Annotated in this window: 12 protein-coding genes; 9 read left to right on the forward strand and 3 right to left on the reverse strand. The window is 59.1% G+C overall.

What is annotated here, in order from left to right; genetic code table 11:
* Positions 1 to 53: 53 nt before the first annotated feature.
* The 8 genes from bcsR to EGK14_RS11855 all read left to right on the forward strand — a co-directional run bounded on the left by bcsR (position 54) and on the right by EGK14_RS11855 (position 14,906).
* Positions 54 to 248, forward strand: coding sequence for a cellulose biosynthesis protein BcsR (gene bcsR, locus EGK14_RS11820; protein ID WP_125289296.1), 195 nt, complete (start codon positions 54 to 56; stop codon positions 246 to 248).
* Positions 248 to 976, forward strand: coding sequence for a cellulose biosynthesis protein BcsQ (gene bcsQ / locus EGK14_RS11825; RefSeq protein WP_125289297.1), 729 nt, complete (start codon positions 248 to 250; stop codon positions 974 to 976). Before bcsR ends, bcsQ begins: the two co-directional genes overlap by 1 nt.
* Positions 973 to 3,567 carry a UDP-forming cellulose synthase catalytic subunit gene (bcsA, locus tag EGK14_RS11830; RefSeq protein WP_125289298.1) on the forward strand — a complete coding sequence of 865 codons (2,595 nt, stop codon included), beginning with the start codon at positions 973 to 975 and terminating at the stop codon, positions 3,565 to 3,567. Before bcsQ ends, bcsA begins: the two co-directional genes overlap by 4 nt.
* Positions 3,568 to 3,588: 21 nt before the next feature.
* Positions 3,589 to 5,868: a cellulose biosynthesis cyclic di-GMP-binding regulatory protein BcsB gene (gene bcsB / locus EGK14_RS11835; protein ID WP_125289299.1), complete on the forward strand. Its 2,280-nt coding sequence runs from the start codon at positions 3,589 to 3,591 to the stop codon at positions 5,866 to 5,868.
* Complete coding sequence (gene bcsC / locus EGK14_RS11840; RefSeq protein ID WP_125289300.1) at positions 5,868 to 9,335, forward strand: cellulose synthase complex outer membrane protein BcsC; 3,468 nt, start codon at positions 5,868 to 5,870, stop codon at positions 9,333 to 9,335. Before bcsB ends, bcsC begins: the two co-directional genes overlap by 1 nt.
* Positions 9,336 to 9,488: 153 nt before the next feature.
* Positions 9,489 to 11,474 (forward strand): biofilm formation regulator HmsP, encoded by a 1,986-nt coding sequence (hmsP, locus tag EGK14_RS11845; RefSeq protein WP_233598482.1) that lies wholly within the window; start codon positions 9,489 to 9,491, stop codon positions 11,472 to 11,474.
* A gap of 418 nt (positions 11,475 to 11,892) precedes the next feature.
* A complete protein-coding gene (locus tag EGK14_RS11850) occupies positions 11,893 to 13,179 on the forward strand; it encodes a dicarboxylate/amino acid:cation symporter (RefSeq protein WP_125289302.1) in 1,287 nt (428 codons plus the stop codon).
* A 227-nt stretch (positions 13,180 to 13,406) separates the two neighbouring features.
* Positions 13,407 to 14,906: a pitrilysin family protein gene (locus EGK14_RS11855; RefSeq protein ID WP_125289303.1), complete on the forward strand. Its 1,500-nt coding sequence runs from the start codon at positions 13,407 to 13,409 to the stop codon at positions 14,904 to 14,906.
* A gap of 162 nt (positions 14,907 to 15,068) precedes the next feature.
* Here the strand turns inward: EGK14_RS11855 and EGK14_RS11860 are convergent, their stop codons facing one another.
* The 3 genes from EGK14_RS11860 to EGK14_RS11870 form a co-directional block, all read right to left on the reverse strand.
* Entirely contained in the window at positions 15,069 to 15,944 is an 876-nt protein-coding gene (locus tag EGK14_RS11860) for an alpha/beta hydrolase (protein WP_125289304.1), read from the reverse strand.
* 1,312 nt (positions 15,945 to 17,256) lie between these two features.
* Positions 17,257 to 18,192: a sugar kinase gene (locus EGK14_RS11865; protein WP_125289305.1), complete on the reverse strand. Its 936-nt coding sequence runs from the start codon at positions 18,190 to 18,192 to the stop codon at positions 17,257 to 17,259.
* Positions 18,189 to 18,422: a hypothetical protein gene (locus tag EGK14_RS11870; protein ID WP_125289306.1), complete on the reverse strand. Its 234-nt coding sequence runs from the start codon at positions 18,420 to 18,422 to the stop codon at positions 18,189 to 18,191. Before EGK14_RS11870 ends, EGK14_RS11865 begins: the two co-directional genes overlap by 4 nt.
* On the opposite strand from EGK14_RS11870, the gene pdeH reads away from it, so the two are divergent.
* Positions 18,399 to 19,172, forward strand: a complete 774-nt coding sequence (pdeH, locus tag EGK14_RS11875; protein WP_125289307.1) for a cyclic-guanylate-specific phosphodiesterase — start codon at positions 18,399 to 18,401, stop codon at positions 19,170 to 19,172. The two genes, EGK14_RS11870 and pdeH, sit on opposite strands and share 24 nt — an antisense overlap.
* Positions 19,173 to 19,223 lie beyond the last annotated feature (51 nt).

Raw genomic sequence — 19,223 nt, forward strand, 5'->3', positions numbered from 1 at the left:
TAAGAATTTTCTTGCTCGGGGAGAATTTTTTGCTGCCTTCTGGGGCTATCTCTATGAGTCAACAGTCTGACAAAACGCGACCGCTGGCGCGTGGATCTCAGGACGATATCGCGCAACTGGAACGCGCTTTTTCGCTACAGAACTGGCGCTATATCGATATCGATCGCCAGGAAAGGCTGGCCGGGATCCTGGACCGCTGGCCGCTGCTGGCCGAGCTGGCCGATCCTACGCCGTCCGGGGAGCAGTAATGGCGGTGATTGCGCTACAGAGCGTCAGAGGCGGCGCCGGGGCGACATCGTTGACCGCTGCTTTTTCCTGGGCGCTCAATCAGCTTGGTGAACAGGTCATTACCGTCGATTTATCGGCCGATAACCTGCTGCGGATGCATTTTAATATGCCGGTGGGGCAGTCGCGCGGCTGGCTGCGGGCGGCCATTGACGGGCAGCCGTGGCAGCAGAGCGCGCTACGCTACGCGCCAGGGCTGGATTTTGTGCCCGCGGGGCGGCTTAACGACGATGAACGAATGGATTTTATTCGCCATCCGGAAAAGTACAGCCATGCCTGGCTGGCGCAAATCGATGCGTTAAGAAAGCTCTATCCCTGGATCCTGCTTGACGTGCCGTCTGGCGATACGCCCTGGACGCGAGCCATGGTGGCGCTGGCCGACCATGTCCTTAGCGTGGTGACGCCGGACGCTAACTGTCATATACGTTTGTATCAGCAAACTTTTCCCACCAACACGCTGTTTCTGCTGAATCAGTTTTCCCCGGTCAGCAAGGCGCAGCAGGATCTGCATCAGCTTTGGGTTAACAGCCTGAATAACTTTATTCCTTTAACCCTGCATCGTGATGAAGCGGTAGCGGAGGCGTTGATGAGCAAGCAGCCGCTGGGCGAATACCGACCGCACAGCCTTGCAGCGGAAGGGATGACGACCTTCGCCAGCTGGGCGCTGATTAATCTGCAGGCGCGCGCATGAGGCCGCTGCACTGGCTGTTGATGCCTGCCGCAACGGCGGCGCTGCACGAACGCTATGCGGGCTATCGCCAGCACGGCGCGTCGGCGGCAACTGCCGCCATGCAGTGCTTCTGGGTGACGCTCGGCTGGGCCTTTCTCCGTTTTGAAACGCCAGCCTGGCAGCGCGTACAGGCGCAGCGTCGCCGCCTTTATCCGCATATTTCGCCGGAAAGGCCGCATCCTGCGGATATTGTACGCTATCTGCTGCAAACGCTATGGCTGCTGCTGGTGGTTCCTTTTAACGGCGTCTCGCTCAGCGAGCGTGCGGGCCGCTATACCCTGAGAACGCCGCGCCAGCGCTTTTATAACTGGCTGGACAAGCTGCCGGAAAAAGCGGCCGCGCGCGATATGGAAAACCGCGTTGAACGCCGGCTACGCCGCCTGCCGCCAACGCTGCGTAAAGCGTTGTTCGGCGTGGCGATCGCGATCGCTACGGCGCTGGCGCTGCTTTGTATCTCGCAGCCGTTCGATCTCTTTACGCAGTTTATCTTTGTCGCACTGCTGTGGGGCGTGGCGATGGTGGTGCGGCGCATTCCTGGCCGCCTGTCGACCATGATGCTGATCGTGCTGTCGCTGACGATTTCCTGCCGCTATTTGTGGTGGCGCTACACCTCGACCCTGAACTGGGACGATCCGCTGAGCCTGACCTTCGGCGTGCTGCTGATCGCGGCGGAAACCTATGCCTGGGTGGTGCTGATCCTCGGCTATTTTCAGACCCTGTGGCCGCTTAATCGTCCGCCAGTGTCCATGCCGGAAGATATCAGCAGCTGGCCGACGGTGGATCTGCTGGTGCCGACCTATAACGAGCCGCTGAGCGTGGTAAAGCCGACGCTGTACGCCGCGCTGGGTATCGACTGGCCTAAAGACAAGCTCAATATTTACGTGCTGGATGACGGCAATCGCGCGGAGTTCCGCGCCTTTGCGGCAAAAATCGGCGTGCACTACGTGGCGCGACCCACACATGAACACGCTAAAGCGGGCAATATCAACCACGCGCTGCGCACGCATTGCCGCAGCGAGTTTGTGTCGATTTTTGACTGCGACCACGTGCCGACGCGCTCGTTTCTGCAAATGACGCTGGGCTGGTTTGTGAAAGATCCCAAACTGGCGATGTTGCAAACGCCGCACCATTTTTTCTCGCCCGATCCTTTTGAACGCAACCTCGGCCGCTTCCGCCGGACGCCGAATGAAGGCACGCTGTTCTACGGGCTGGTGCAGGACGGCAACGACGTGTGGGACGCCGCGTTTTTCTGCGGTTCCTGCGCGGTGATCCGGCGCACCGCGCTGGATGAAATCGGCGGCATCGCGGTGGATACCGTGACCGAGGACGCGCATACCTCGCTGCGCCTGCACCGCAAAGGCTATACCTCCGCCTATATTCGTATTCCGCAGGCGGCCGGGCTGGCGACCGAAAGCCTCTCTGCCCATATCGGACAGCGCATCCGCTGGGCGCGCGGCATGGTGCAGATTTTCCGGCTGGATAATCCGCTGACGGGCAAAGGGCTGAAGCTGGTGCAGCGGCTCTGCTACGCCAACGCCATGCTGCACTTCCTTTCCGGCATTCCCCGGCTGATTTTCCTGCTCGCGCCGCTGGCTTTTCTGCTTTTTCACGCCTACATCATTTTTGCTCCCGCGCTGGCTATCGCCATTTTCGTGCTGCCGCATATGCTGCATACCAGCCTGACCAACTCGCGTATTCAGGGCCGCTGGCGACACTCGTTCTGGAGCGAGGTCTACGAAACGGTGCTGGCCTGGTATATCGCACGGCCGACCACGGTGGCGCTGTTCAATCCGCATAAGGGCAAATTCAACGTGACGGCCAAGGGCGGCCTGGTGGAAGAGCAGCATCTCGACTGGGTGATCACCCGGCCCTATATGCTGCTGGTGCTGATTAACGTCGCCGGTCTGATGGCCGCCGTCTGGCGGCTGAACTATGGCCCCTCTACTGAAATCCTGACGGTGCTCGTCAGCGTGGTCTGGGTGATTTACAACATGATTATCCTCGGCGGCGCGGTGGCGGTTTCCGTCGAGGCGCGCCAGCTGCGTGAAGCGCACAGGGTAGAGATCGCCATGCCGGCGGCGCTGGCCCGTGAAGATGGCCATATGCTGCCGTGCACGCTGCGCGACTACTCCGACGGCGGCGTCGGCCTGGAGCTGCGCGAGGAAAACCTGCTGAAGGAACATGAAAAGGTCTGGCTGCTGCTGCGGCGAGGCCAGCAGGAATTCAGTTTTCCCTGTGTGGTGCAGCGTACCTTTGGCCGCCGCGCCGGCATCCGCCTGCATGAGCTTACTACCGGACAGCACGTGGAATTTATCCAGTGCACCTTCGCCCGCGCCGATACCTGGGCGCTGTGGCAGGACAGTTTTCCTGAAGACAAACCGATGCAGAGCTTCGCTGACATTATGGTGCTGGGCTTTAAAGGCTATCTGCGCCTGGCGGAGTACGGCCCGCAGCCGCTGCGCGGGCTGTTTGCCGGGCTGACGCGTCTGACCAGCTGGCTGGCTTCCTTTTTCCCGAGGGGCGTAGGGCGACCCGATCCCACGATCCACTGACGCAAAGTTGATGATGAAACGATGACGAGAAAACTACGCTGGTTCACTGCTGTTCTGATGGGCGTTATGCCGCTGACCTGGGCGGCGCCCGACCCTGCGCCGCTGCCGATGACCGCTACGGACGCTGTCGATCCCGCCGCGCCGGTACGCGACGTGACGCGCACTTTTGCCCAAATCGCGCCGCCGCCGGGCGTTTTCACGCTAACCGGCACCCGAACCCAGGGGCAGATTGAATTTGGCGTGCGCAGCGACGAGCTGGTGACCAAAGCGCTGTTGACGCTTAGCTATCGCCCTTCGCCTGCGCTGCTGCCGGTGGTTTCGCATCTTAAGGTCTACCTGAATGATGAAATGGTCGGACTGGTACCGATCGCGCAGGATCAGGCAGGCAAAACCAGCCAGATCCAGCTGCCGCTGGATCCGCGTTTTATCAGCGACTTTAACCGCGTGCGGCTGGAGCTGGTTGGCCACTACGCCAATATGTGCGAAAACCCGGCTAACAGCGCCGTCTGGCTGGATATCGGCAAGGAAAGCTCGCTGGCGCTGACGCTGCAAAAGCTGCCGTTGCAGGACGATCTCTCGCATTTCCCGGAACCGTTTTTTGATTCGCGCGATAACCGTCCGCTGATCCTGCCGATGGTCTTTGCCGGTGCGCCGGGCCTGGGACAGCAAAAAGCCGCCGCCGTGCTGGCTTCCTGGTTCGGCACCAAAGCGGACTGGCGCGGACAGTCGTTCCCGGTGCTCTATAACCAGCTGCCGGAGCAGCAGCACGCGGTGGTGTTTGCCACCAACGACCGGCGACCGGACTTTTTAAAAACGCTGCCGCCGGTGGATAAGCCGACCATCGCCATCGTTAATCAGCCGCAAAATCCCTGGGAGAAAATGCTGCTGGTGATGGGACGCGACGACAACGATTTACTGAAGGCGGTGCAGGGAATTGCGCAGGGTGAGGTGCTGCTGCGCGGGCAAAGCGCAACGGTAGACGAGGTAAAAGAGCTGATGCCCCGCAAACCGTATGACGCCCCGAACTGGGTGCGCACCGACAGGCCAACCACTTTTGGCGAGCTGCAGCAATATGCCAACCAGCTACAGAGCGACGGCCTACAGCCGAACCCCATTGCGCTGACGCTGAAACTGCCGCCGGATCTCTTCCTGGTGCGCGCGCGCGGCATCGATATGAATATTACCTATCGCTATACCACGCCGATGCAGGAAGACGGCTCCCGGCTGGCGGTTAACCTGAACAACCAGTTCGTGCAGGATTATCCGCTGTCGGGCAAGCACGACAACGGCAGACAGCTGCTGCGCATTCCGCTGGTGCAGGGTCTGACCGACAGCAGCACCCAGCTGACCATCCCGGCGCTGCGTCTGGGCGTGGTAAACCAGCTGCGCTTCGACTTCGACTACGCCAGCCTCTTTTACGGCGGCACCTATAACAGCGCCACGAAGGAAAGCCGCTGTGCCACCGTTACCCCGGTGGCCAATCACGTGGTGATCGATGATAACTCCACCATCGATTTCTCCGGCTACCGCCACTATATACAGATGCCGTCGCTGCGCGCCTTCGCCAACGCGGGTTTCCCTTTCAGCCGCAACGCCGACCTGGCGCAAACGCTGGTGCTGGTTAACGCGAGGCCAGAGGCGGACAAGGTCAGTGCGCTGCTGAACGCGCTGGGCAATATTTCTGCGCAGACCGGCTATCCGGCGCTGCAAGTGAAAATGACCGATGACTGGAGCAAGGCGAAGGCGCAGGATGACGATCTGCTGATGATTGGCGAAATCCCGCAGGCGTTGAAGGACGACAGCAAAATCAACCTGCTGGTGGACGCCGCGAAAAGCTGGGTCAACAAGCCTAACCGCCAGAACGATTTTTCCACTCGGCCTCTGTCGACTGACGACATGTACGCGGAAAGCCAGACGACCATCAGCTCCAGCGGGCCGATGGCGGCGATCGTCAGCTTTAAATCGCCTTTCCACGACCAGCGAAGCGTGGTGGCGCTGCTGGCGGACAGCCCGCGTGCCTGGCAGCTGCTGAACGGCGCGCTGATTGACAGCGATAAACGCGCGGCGATTTTCGGTTCGGCCACGGTGATCCGGGAATCCGGCGTGAACAGCCTGCGCGTGGGCGATACCTGGTATGTTGGCCATCTGCCGTGGTGGGAGCGCGTCTGGAACGCGCTGGCCACGCATCCGATTATGCTGGCCGCGTTTGCCGCCGTGGTGGTGATCCTGTTCGCGCTGCTGCTGTGGCGTTTAATGCGCAGCATCAGCCGCCGTCGCCTGGGCGATGAGGACGATCTGTAATGAACCCGCACTGGCTGGCGCCCGCGCTGCTGCTGCCGCTGAGCGGCATGGCGGCCGAGACCGTGCAGGTTTCGCCCGTTGACTGGCTGCTACAGCAGGTGCGCGTCGGCGAAGCGACCAACAAGTTCGATCTGGTCAGCCAGTCGCTTTACCGGCTGGAAAAGATTGCGCCGGACAATCCGCAGGTGCTGGCGGCGCAGATCCGTCAGGATCTTCGCTCGGGCCAGCGGGATCGGGCGCGGGAAAGGCTGACGCGGCTGAAAAATATCGCCCCCGACGCGGTAGCCACCCGTCAGGCCGAAGCAAGCCTGCTGCTGGATGCCGAAGAAGGACGCCAGCAGCTGCAGCAGGCCAGACTGCTGGCGGCCTCCGGCCATCTGCCCGAGGCGCGAGCGGCCTGGGACAGGCTGTTTCACGGCGTGTTTCCCGCAAGCGATCTCGCGCTGGAATACTGGCGGCTGGTGGCTCGCCTGCCTGAACAGCAGCCGCTGGCGTTAACGCAGCTGGAGGTGCTGGATCGGGACGCACCGGGCAACGTCAATGTCAAAATGGCAATTGCGCAGATGCAGCTTAGCCAGGATAACCGCGTGGCCGCGATTAAGCAGCTACAGGAGATAGCCGACGAACCGGCGGGAAGGACGCAGGCCGCCGAGCTGTGGCTGAACGATATCAAGTCGCAGCCGGTCACGCCGCAGACCGTGGCGCAGCTGCAAACCTATCTGCGCACCTTTACCAGCGACAAACCGCAGGCGGACGGCCAGCTTGAGCTGGCGCGCCAGGAGCAAATGCTGGCGGATCCCGCTTATCAACAGCGGCTGCGCGGACTGGCCCTGATCGATAAAGGCGAGAGTACGGCGGCGATCCCGGCGCTGCGGGCGGCGCTACAGGCCAGCCCCAACGATCCGGATCTGCTGGGCGCGATGGGTCAGGCGCTGTCGCGCGCTAACCAACGTGAAGAAGCGGACGGCTATTTTCAGCGCGCCGTGACGGCAGACGCGCAGGGCACGGACATCGGTAAATGGCAAAGCCTGCTGCAATCCAACCGCTACTGGCTGGCGATTACCGCAGGCGACAAAGCGCTGGCGGCAGGCGATATCCGCGGCGCGACGCGGAGCTACCAGCAGGCGCAAAGCCTGGACAATACCGACGGCTACGCGTTGATCGGCCTGGGCGATGTGGCGGCGGCACAAAAAAATGCCGCCGCCGCCGAGGCGCTTTTCCGCCGCGCGCGGCAGCTTGATCCGGATAACGCCACGGCGACGCAGCGGCTGGTCACGCTCTATCAGCAGCAGTCGCCGGAAAAGGCGCTGGCCTTTATCAACGGGCTGCCTGCGGCGCAGAAGCGCTCGCTTGGCGCGACCCTCGCCAGCCTGCGCAGCAGCACGCTGAGTGCGGAAGGCGATAAACAGGCGGCGGCCGGGCGCTGGGCAGAGGCGGCGGAACGGTATCGCCAGGCGCAGCAGGGCGCGCCGGATGATATCTGGCTGAACTATCGGCTGGCGGGCGCGCTGCGTCAGGCGGGCCAGCCCCAGGCGGCGGATCGGCAGATGGCGGCCATGGCGCAGCGCCAGCCCGGCGTACCGACGCAGGCCTATGCTTATGCCCTCTATCTTTCCGGCAGCGATCGCGCAGAAGAGGCCATGCGGCAGCTCCGGGCTTTGCCCGCTGCAAAATGGGACGCGAACATTAAAGCGCTGAACGATCGGCTGGAAACGGACAGGGTTATCGCCCGCGCCGAACAGCTACGTGCCAGCGGCCAGGAAAGCCAGGCCGTCGCGCTGCTGGGCCAGCTGCCGCCTTCCAGCCGCATTGCGCTGACCGAGGCGGACTGGGCGCTGGTGCGCGGCGATGCGCAGCAGGCTCTGGCGCGCTATCGCGACGTCGGCGAGAAAGAGCCGCAGAATAACGACGCGCGGCTGGGCGAAATCGAAGCGCTGGTGGCGTTGGGGGATTTGCCTGCCGCCAAACAGCGGCTGCAGGCTTTACCGTCGGCCGTAGCGGAAGAGAGCGTCAATACCGGACGGCGGGTGGCGAACGCGGCGCAAAGCGTCGGCGATACCGCCCGCGCCGCCACGCTGTATGGCCTGCTCAAGCCAAAGGCGGCGCAGGAAATGCCTTCGCAAAGCAGCGCGCTGGTGTTTCGCGACGCGGCAAGGCTGGAAGCGGCGCAAAACGATCCTGCCGCCGCGCAGTATGACTATCGTCAGGCGATGGTCGCCAGCGGCATCGCTACGACGGCACCGCAAAGCACAGAGGACTACACGCGGCTGACGCGCAATAACCAGCAGGACGACTGGCTGAAGCGCGGTATCCGCAGCGAAGCGGCCGATCTGGCGCGCCAGCAGGACACCAGGCTGACGCTGGCGGAGGATTACGCCAGAAACAAAGGCACCGGCGGCGTGTCCGATTTCACTGCTCATACCACTATGGCGCAGGCGGAGACGCCGTTCGGCCAGGGCAAAGGCTGGCTGCGGCTGGATAACGTGGATATTTCAGCGGGCACCTTCTCGCCCAACAGTCTCGGCAACATTAATGAAAATTTTGGTACCTGCGCCAATGCTGACGCAACCTGCAACCGTGATTTTCGCCAGCATCAGAACGGCACCAGCGTCGGCATCGGCTACAACAGTGACAAGTGGTCGGCGGATATTGGTACCACGCCGCTGGGCTTTGAGGTAACCAACTGGGTCGGCGGCTTCACCTGGAACACCAGCCTGAGCGATCTGGGCGTGTCGCTGACCGCCTCCCGCCGCCCTGTTTCCAGCTCGCTGCTGGCCTATGCGGGCGCGCGCGATCCCAATACCGCCAGCGGCAAAACCTGGGGCGGCGTGGTCGCCACCGGCGGCGCAGTGGGCCTGAGCTACGATAAAGGCGGCGCGCACGGCGTCTGGGCCGATATCAGCGCCCATCAAATCACCGGTGAAAACGTCAAGGACAACGCTCGTGAACGGCTGATGGTTGGCTACTACTATAAGCTGCTCAACGAGGACAACCGACGGGCGACTATTGGCCTGAACGGCATGTTATGGCACTACACCCGCGATTTGAGCGACTATTCGCTCGGCCAGGGCGGCTATTACAGCCCGCAGACCTATAACTCGCTGTCGGTGCCGCTCAGCTACCGTCAGCGTACGGAAAACTGGTCGTTCGACGTGGGCGGTTCGGTTTCCTGGTCCCGCTCCCGCACCCACGCGCAGTCGCGCTATCCGTTAAGTTTCGGTGCGCTGACCGGTGATAATCCACAGGGCGCCAGCAGCAGCAGCAGCGGCTTCGGCTATACGCTGCAGGCGGCGGTAGAGCGACGGTTAAGCGCGCACTGGACGCTGGGCCTGGGAATGGATATTCAGCAGGCCGAGGACTATACGCCCAGTCACGGCATGATTTATCTGCGCTATTCCATGGCGGGCTGGGAAGGCGATCTCGATATGCCGTCGCAGCCGCTGACGCCTTATGCTGATTTTAAATAGCGATCTATGTCGTTTGGCCGCGGATTTCCTATCGGAAAACACCTAATCGACCCCTGGCAGCAAGGGATAACTTAACAAGCGCCTGTCATAGGATATACTCAGGGCTGTTTTTGCCGCCCGCTTTGGCGGCAGTCAGCTTTGCGGAGAACAGGCTTGCGCGTTAGTCGTTCGTTAACGATAAAACAGATGGCGACGGTATCCGGCGTCGCGGTGGTCACCATCCTGATTTTTATCGTCATTCAACTTTTCCATTTTGTGCAGCAGCGCAGGATTGACTATGCCCAGCAGATGGAAAACGTTGCGCATACCGTGCGCCAGCCGCTGGCGCAGTCGGTGCTGAAGGCGGATATCGGCCAGGCTGAACGTATTCTTAATTCCCTTAAGCCCGCCGGTATTCTGGCGCGCGCCGAGGTCGTGTTGCCCAACGGGCTACAGACGCTGCACACCGATTTTGAACCGACGAAGCCGGTACCGAAGCTTGTCGCCACCATTTTTGAACTGCCGGTGCAAATCACCGTGCCGCTCTATTCGGTGGGGCCTTCCAACCCCAAGCCGCTGGCGCTGCTGGTGCTGGAGGCCGACTCCTGGCGCGTTTATCAGTTTATCCTCAGCGCGCTCTCCACCATGGTGACGACTTACCTGCTGCTGGCGCTGATCCTGTCGGTTGCTATCAGCTGGTGCATTAATAAACTGATCGTCAGGCCGCTGCGCAGGATTGCCGCCGAACTGCACGATCTGCCGCCGCAGGAGGCCATCGGCCATCAGCTGGCGCTGCCCGCCCGCCATCGCGACGACGAGCTGGGCATGCTGATCCGCAGCTATAACCGTAATCAGCAAATTATCGAGACGGTGCACGATGAGGCGCGTCGTTTGACTACGCGTGTCGCGCTGACCAATCTGCCCAGTCAGACGCTGTTCCTGGCGCTGCTTGAGCAGCACATCAACGCGATAGCGGATAAAGACGGTTTCACGCTGATGGTGCTGCGCATCGAGACGCTACAGGAAGCGAACGGCGTGGTAGCGGACGAGCAGCGCGACGCGCTGACGCTGACGCTGCTGGATAAAATCCGCAACTGCATCGACGGGCAGACGCTGACCGGCCAGCTGTCGGACAGCGATTTTGTGCTGCTGATGAAACGCGCTACGCCTGTCCGCGCCATGCGGATGGCCCGGCTGCTGCTGCTGCGCCTGACCCAGCCTGTTATGCTGCACGAGATGCAGATCCGGCCCAGCATCAGCATCGGTATGGCGACGCGGGAAGAGGCTCACCTGAGCGCGACGGAGCTGCTGAGCCGGGCGGCGTCGGCCATGATGTCGGCACGCCTTGAAGGTAAAAACCAGATCCTCTTTTTCGATGCCACCATGACCGAAAGGGCGCATAAGCGGCTGACGCAGGAGCACGATATTTTGCAGGGGCTGAGCGAGGGGCAGTTCACGCTGTTCCTGCAGCCGCAGATTGATATGCGTAGCGGTCAGCCGGTCGGCGCAGAGGTGCTGCTGCGTATGCGACAGCCGGACGGCAGCTGGAGCCTGCCGGAAGACCTGATCGTCAGCGCGGAAGAATCCGGCGTGATCCACGCGCTGGGCCGCTGGGTATTTGAAGAGGCGTGTCGCGTGCTGGCTGGCTGGCAAAAACGCGGCATCACGCTGCCGCTCAGCGTGAATATTTCCGCCGTGCAGCTGCGCGAACCGGACAGGGTGGCGCATCTGCAAACGCTAATCCAGCAGTATCAGATTGCGCCAGGCAGGCTGATGCTGGAGCTTACCGAAACGGCACAGGTCGGCGAACCGGCGCTGGCACTACGGCTGCTGAACGATTTGCAGCAGGCGGGCGTCGCCGTCGCGCTGGACGATTTTGGCACGGGCTACGCCAATTTAAACTGGCTGAGCCAGTTTAAGTCGCTGCCGGTCAGCAAGCTGAAGATGGATCGCAGCTTCGTCAGCCCGTTGCCGGAAGAGAATGCCATGGTGCGTATCGTGGCGGCTATCGCAGAGATCATGCAGCTGGAAGTGATTGCTGAAGGCGTGGAAACCTGCGATCAGCGCGACTGGCTGCTGGCACGCGGTATTCATATCGGCCAGGGCTATCTCTACGCTGGCGCGTTACCCCTCGCGGAGTTCGAGCGCCTCTATTTTTAAAGGCGGGCCTCTGTGACTAAGCAACCAGGGAACGCCTTTCGATCCCGGCCTGGCTGAAGCAAAAGCCGATGATTGATATGGAAATTTTCGTTTACACAGGGCAGCCTGAGCAAAGCGTTTGATAAAATTTCTCGCCCTGATGACGTATCCGCAAGGTTGACTACCCTGGCTGCAACAGCGTTAAGGAACGACTGAATGGATACATTATTATCAGGTGCACGGCGTTATTTTTGAGAAAACCGCCTGAGCGAAACCCCATCTCACCGCTGCTGAAGTGATTCAGCTCTTAAAATCACGCGTCCGTTCGCGCAATGTTTGTCAGATTATATCAATCCAGTTAACGCAGTGTTATTTTTGGCCTGTTGTCAAAATAACCATAGCCACGTCACCCGCCATCCAGGCCGTTAACGGATATTTTATGAAAACTTCCCTGTTTAAAAGCCTTTATTTTCAAGTGCTAACCGCCATCGCCGTCGGCGTACTGCTGGGGCATTTTTATCCGGAGCTGGGCGCGCAGATGAAGCCGCTGGGCGATGCTTTCGTTAAGCTGATCAAGATGATTATCGCGCCGGTGATTTTCTGTACCGTGGTGACGGGGATCGCCGGGATGGAAAGTATGAAAGCCGTCGGCCGTACGGGCGCGGTCGCGCTGCTTTATTTTGAAGTGGTCAGCACCATCGCGCTGATTATCGGTCTGATCGTGGTGAATGTGCTGCAACCGGGCGCGGGGATGAACGTCGATCCCGCTACGCTGGACGCTAAAGCCGTCGCGGTTTATGCGCAGCAGGCGGAACAGCAGGGCATCGTGGCCTTTTTACTGGATATTATTCCCGGCAGCGTTATCGGCGCTTTCGCCAGCGGCAATATTCTGCAGGTGCTGCTGTTCGCCATTCTGTTTGGCTTTGCGCTGCACCGCATGGGCGACAAAGGCACGCTGGTCTTTAACTTTATCGACAGCTTCTCGAAGGTCATTTTCGGCATTATCAATATGATTATGCGCCTTGCGCCGATCGGTGCCTTCGGGGCGATGGCCTTTACTATCGGAAAATATGGCGTGGGATCGCTGGTGCAGCTCGGCCAGCTGATTATCTGTTTCTATATCACCTGCGTATTGTTTGTGGCGATCGTGCTGGGCCTGATCGCGCGGGTGACCGGCTTCAACATCTTTAAGTTTATCGCTTATATCAAAGAAGAACTGCTGATCGTGCTGGGCACCTCCTCTTCCGAATCTGCGCTGCCGCGGATGCTGGATAAGATGGAAAAGCTGGGCTGCAAAAAATCGGTGGTGGGCCTGGTGATCCCAACAGGCTACTCCTTTAACCTGGACGGCACCTCCATTTACCTGACGATGGCCGCCGTGTTTATTGCTCAGGCGACCAACGCGCATATGGATATTGTCCATCAAATCACGCTGTTGGTGGTGCTGCTGCTCTCTTCAAAAGGCGCGGCTGGCGTAACGGGCAGCGGCTTTATCGTGCTGGCCGCCACGCTCTCCGCCGTCGGTCATCTGCCGGTCGCGGGCCTGGCGCTGATTTTGGGCATCGACCGCTTTATGTCTGAAGCGCGCGCGCTGACCAACCTTATAGGCAACGGCGTGGCAACGGTAGTGGTCGCGAAATGGGTTGACCAGCTGGATGAAAAACAGCTGAAAGCGACGCTTAACGCACCGAAAAAATCGAAAAAACTGTCGGAAACCCGCCTGTAAGCAGCCAATAACATAAATATCCCGCCGAAATGCCCGACGTGACTTGCCCTCACGTCGGGCATTTGCATAATAACCCCCATTGTTTGACTATTTTTCACTTTGCGGTGGGACATCCCCGCCGTCGCGTGGTCTAAGAAGCTATTCGTCGGCTTCCCTGAGTTATCCTTTCCACCGATAGCCGTAGGCCACCAGCGATTTTATTGGTTTGTGATTGAGTAGGGGTTCACATGCAGGGCACCACAATTCGTCTTTTAGTGGGTGGGATAGCGCTGGCCTTCGCCAGCAGTTCGGTGCAGGCTGAAACTCTTCAACCCGATCCCGCCTGGCAGCAGGGAAAACTGGATAACGGTTTTCGTTGGCAGGTGCTGACCACGCCGCAGCGTCCCAGCGACCGCGTGGAAGTCCGCCTGATGGTCGATGCCGGTTCGCTGGTAGAAAGCACCCAGCAGGCAGGCTACAGCCATCTGCTGCCGCGCCTGGCGCTGGTACATAACGCCAGGCTGGACACCGCGCAGCAGCGCTCGCTGTGGCAGCAAAGCATGAATCCGGATCGCCCTCAGCCGCCCGCAGTGACCTCGTATGACTTCACGCTTTATTCGCTTAGCCTGCCTAACAACCGTCCTGAAGTGCTGAAAGAAGCGATGAACTGGCTGGCGGCTACGGTCAGCGATATGACGGTCAACGAGCAGACCGTTAATACCGCGCTTAACGCAGACGATCCTATCGCCACCTGGCCTGCCGACCCGCAGGATCCCTGGTGGCGCTACCGGCTGAAAGGCTCCGCGCTGTTAGGCCACGATCCCGCTTCGCCGGTCAGCACGCCGGTGGATATGGCAAAGCTGAACGCTTTCTACAAACAATGGTATACGCCGGACGCCATGACGCTGTTCGTGGTCGGCAACGTGGAAAGCCGTGGCCTGGTGGAGCAAATTAACCGTACTTTTGCGCCGCTACAGGGCAAACGCGAGACGCCCGCCCCGGTGCCCACGCTCTCTTCCCTGCCGCAGGAGCCTGTCAATCTGGTCAATGCTAAACTGAACCAGGATCGCCTGTCTCTGGTATGGGATAACCCGTGGCAGCCGATCCGCGATTCGCAAAATCTACAGCGCTACTGGCAGAGCGATCTGGCGCGCGAGGCGCTTTTCTGGCATGTACAGCGCGTACTGAGCGACAACAAAGCGCAGAAAGTGCAGGTCGGCTTTGACTGTCGGGTACTTTATCAGCGCGCCCAGTGCGGGATTAATCTGGATGCGGACAACAACACGCTGGCCTCTAATCTGAACCTGATCGCGCATGAGATGGCAAATATTCGCGACAACGGTCTGCCGCAGGAAGAGTTCGACGCGCTGATGGCGCAGAAAACCGTTGAGCTGAACAAGCTGTTCGCGACCTACGCGCGCACCAATACGGACGTGCTGATGAGCCAGCGCCTGCGCTCGCAGCAGAATGCGGTGGTGGATATCGCGCCTGAGCAGTATCAGAAGCTGCGGCAGAAGTTCCTGTCAGAGCTGACGCTGCAGATGATGAACCAGGAGCTTCGCCAGCAGCTTTCGCAGCCGCTGACCATGCTGCTGATGCAGCCGCAGGGCGAGGCGGAAACCAACGTCCGGGCACTTTACGACGGCTGGCAGAAAATTATGCAGCCCGCGCCTGCCGCTGAAGCCGCTCCGTCAGCGGTGGACGAGACCCGGCCTGAAGTGTCGGATATCCCCGCCACGCAGAATTAACCGACCCGGAGCGCCGTCCTTTTTCCGTCCTGCGGCTTAGCTGAATCGGCCGCAGGCGATTTCATTCAGGCTGCGCAGGCCTGATTGGCAATAACCCCGGCGCGGTCGCTTAATTAAGGTTACGCAGCCCGGGCCACTCTCGCAATTTTCCGCGGTCGCGCGTTACCACTTGCGCGCGCGCAGCCACTCGTTCACCAGCATCGGCCAGCTGGCAAGCGGCAGATCCGCCACGTTGCGGATGCCGAAGCCGTGGCCGCCTTTCTCGTAGAAATGCAGTTCGCTGGGCACGCCGTGTTCACGCAGCGCACTGAACATCACCATACTGTTATTAATCGGCACCGACTCGTCATTAACGGCATGGATCAGCAGCGTTTGCGGCGTATGCGCCGTTACGCGGGTTTCCAGAGAGTAGGCTTCGATTTCGCGCTGGGTCGGGCAGTCGCCCAGCAGACGCAGCCGCGAGCCGGCGTGCGCCAGCCCTTCACGCATACTGATCACCGGATAGAGCAGCACCAGCGCATCGGGCCTGGCGGCCAGCGAATCGGCGATATCCTGCACGGGATAAAGCTTTTCTTCAAAGCGCGTGCCGACGCTGGCCGCGACATAGCCTCCGGCTGAAAAACCCATCATCACTATCCGTTTGCCGTTCAGGCCGCGCGCTGCGCGATGGCGTAAAACGCGCACGGCGCGCTGAGCGTCTGCTAACGGCGCTTCGGCCGCTTCATGATGGCCGTCCTGCGGAAAACGGTAGGTCATCACCGCCAGCGTATAGCCCATGGAGGTAAAGAACATCGCCAGCGCGCTGCCCTCTCTGTCGATCATAATGCGCTCGAAGCTGCCGCCTGGCGCAACCAGCAGCGTTACGCCGTTGGAGGTTTCGGGATACCAGAACGCCAGCTCGGGGCAACGCACGCCCGAGGCAGCCCGATCGAAAGGCTCATATTCTTTAGCCATATCCACAATCTGTGGGCTAACGCGTGAATCGCTGGCGCCTGGCGCATCGCCGTGGGGCCAGATAGTGATGATGTCGGCTTTCATAAACGCTCCCGCTCCGCCTTATTGGTCATAAAGGCAAAGCTAAAAATTCAAATACCTTATGGTAATAAATTCAGCATCACCGATTTTGGGCTAAGTCGTCCACTATTCAGCGCTTAATTCCATCTATTTCAGAATTTATCCAGGAAGTTTAGCAGGTATTTTAGCCGCGATAAGACAGCGAAAATGCGCAGTATTAAATGCTGTAAGTTTGTTTTTTGTTGAGAGTAAATAATTACCGTTAAGTTTTAAAAAGTCACCCGGCATCGCTTTCTGGATAATCCACTTTTTATTTGGCTTAGGCAAGATGGAAAAATTTAGGGCGAATAGCCTTAAATTTGCCTATCCGGCGCAAACAGCTGCTATATAATCCGTTGGTTTGGAGCGCACTGCCTGTTGCCTTCTGCCCGTTTTCTTCTTTGCCTGCCAGGCTATTGCTTCAAAGCGTTAAACGCAGCTATAGCATCTAACTTTAAGAGGTTTATTTCTTCTTATGCGGTTATGAATATAACGCTAAAATTTAGCGAGTGATATTTAAATAATAAGATGCCGCTTTTTCCCGGCGGCGGCTTGCGATGACCGGTTAAAAATCACGCTTAACTATAATATTGCGGTTAATCGTTACGGAGCATTCGTTGTCTTTGGTTGGAAGTGACGCTAAAGTAACGCTGTTTTTATTGTTATGATTAATATCATACCGGTAAATAGTCTTCTGAATATTGCCCTGCAGAAAAATTTCCTTGTATTTTCAATCGGGATTAAATGCTCGACTTCTGAATTATAGCTTTTCCTGGCCAGCAGCGCTGCCAGCTCAGGCGTCATTTTATTCGCGCTGGCGGGGTAGTTTGCTGCAAAAGAATATCGTTCTCCTTGATACCTGGATCTTTAATCAGGGCATCGGTCATACTAATCCCAGCGCTGCTGTTTGTATCAAGGCAGGCTGACGCCCGCAGGTTCATGCGTACAGATAAATAACGCTGTTGGGACTATTACTCACTGTAAAATTAGCGCCTGGTGCCGGCCATGCGCAATTTTTTGCCGGTTATAACTGAGGCAATACGGCCGGTAGATGCAGTTCCTTTGCCATTATCACCATCAATAAGAAATCCATCTCTGTTATACAGGCTATTCCCCGCCAATGGGTGAGGCGTAAAACATATTTTCCTGCAGAACGATGTACGGCTTCAGGATGTTCAATGTGATATCTGCAGCATGGCTACGGGCCTTTATACTTAAGGCATTCAAACGCGATATCCTTCCTGCATCCGGCCTGTTAACCCGCCGCGCCGCGTTTTGCGGCGCGGGGGAACAGCCGTCAGGCAGGCAGCTCAGGCATGGCGGAGAGCGGGATAATTGCGCCGCGATGCTGGATCACCGTACTGGCCGTCAAATGACCTCGCCTTGCTGCCTCCGTCGCGTCGCCGCCGTTCAGACGTACCGCCAGGTAGCCCGCGCTGAACGAGTCGCCGGCCGCGGTGGTGTCCACAATGCGGCTGGCCGGAAGCGCCTGCGCAGGCACTTCCACAATTGGTTCGCCGGTTACGGAAACCAGACAGGCGTCTGCCCCGCGCTTGATAACGACCTCTGACACCCCGGCTTCATGCGTTCTGGCGATGACGCGTTCCACGTCGGTTTCGCCCCACAGCACATGCTCGTCGTCCAGCGTCAGGAAGGCGATATCGGTAACGGCCAGCATCGCCCGGTAAGCCGCCTGCGCCTCTGCAACAGAAGCCCACAGCCGGGGACGGTAATTGTTATCGAAAATGACTTTGCCGCGGTTGCTGCGGCAGCGCGCCAGCAGCGTCATCAGCTTTTCGCGGCCCGCTGGCATAAGGATGGCCAGGCTGATGCCGCTCAGATAGAGATAGTCGAACTGCGCCAGCTGCCGGCAAATTTCCTCGGCGCACGCGCCTTCCAGCCAGAAGCGCGCGGCCGCGTCATTGCGCCAGTAATAGAAAGTCCGCTCGCCGTGGGTATCGGTTTCGATCACGTAAAGGCCGGGCAGTTTGTTCTCCATACGCTGGACAAGCCCGGTCTGCACTTTTTCCTGTTGCCATGCCGCCAGCATATCGCTGCTGAACCTGTCCGTGCCCAGCGCGGTGACGTAATGGACCGCCAGCAGGTTGGTCTGGCGGGCAAGGTAGACCGCCGTATTTAGCGTATCGCCGCCAAAACCGCGGCTCAGGCCCTGTTCTTTTTGGGACAGCTCAATCATACATTCGCCGATAACGGCGATATTTTTCCTGGTCATAATAATCCGCTCGCTACGTTTTTTCGTTCCAGTGTCGCCGTGCTGAACGCCGTAGTCAATATTTTAAAACGCTGTTTTACTTTTTTAATGAGGGCCTCATGGGCCGCTTTAGCAGCAAATAACGCGATAAAGTTATCCATGCGAATGCCGATACTGACTGCAGAAGCCCCACCCATTACGGCCTCAAAAATAACAAGGATCTTAATATGGTGCTGAAGAACATCAGACACCGGCTTCCTCCCTCAACTGTCGTGAAACAACAACAGCAGGAGCGTCTTTACTGGCGAGAGTGCCAGCGCACCTACACGTTTCAGCCGATCTACCGGGTAACCGGCAGCCTGATGGCAATTGAGCTGCTCACTGCGGTGTTTCATCCTTCCGCGCCGGGGCAGAGAGTATCGCCGGAGTCCTATTTTGCCGCGCTTGACGCTACGGAGCGGATGCTGATTGTTCGCGAGCAGCTGGAACTGTTGGAGAAGTGGAAAACAAAATTTATCGAAGGCGGCATGGTGGCCTCGGTCAATATTGACGGTCCGACGCTACAGGCCGTCCAGCATAATCCGCTGGTTCGCCAGCTTATCGCGCGCTGTCCGTGGGTGCGTTTTGAACTGGTTGAACATCAGGTGCTGCCGCAGGAAGCGCTGGTCGCGCAGATCCCGGAGCTGGGGCCGCTGTGGCTGGACGATTTCGGCTCGGGCATGGCGAATTTTTCTGCGCTATCAGAGCTGAAATATGACTATATCAAGCTGGCGCGCGAGCTGTTTATCCTGCTGAGAAAATCGGAAGAGGGCCGCAGCCTGTTCAATATGCTGCTGGCGCTGATCAACCGCTACTGCAAAGGCGTGATTGTAGAAGGCGTCGAGACGCTGGAGGAGTGGCATCAGGTAAAGAACTCGTTCGCCTGCGCGGCGCAGGGCTATTATTTCGCGCATCCTATGCCGTTTGATCGGCTGGAAACGCTGCCGCTAAAGCTGGCGTAATGCCGTTTTCTCCCTGCTCGTCTATCTTTACAGGAGACGAAGCGAACAAGG

The sequence above is a fragment of the Erwinia sp. 198 genome (assembly GCF_003937915.1).
GTDB lineage: Bacteria > Pseudomonadota > Gammaproteobacteria > Enterobacterales > Enterobacteriaceae > Erwinia > Erwinia aeris.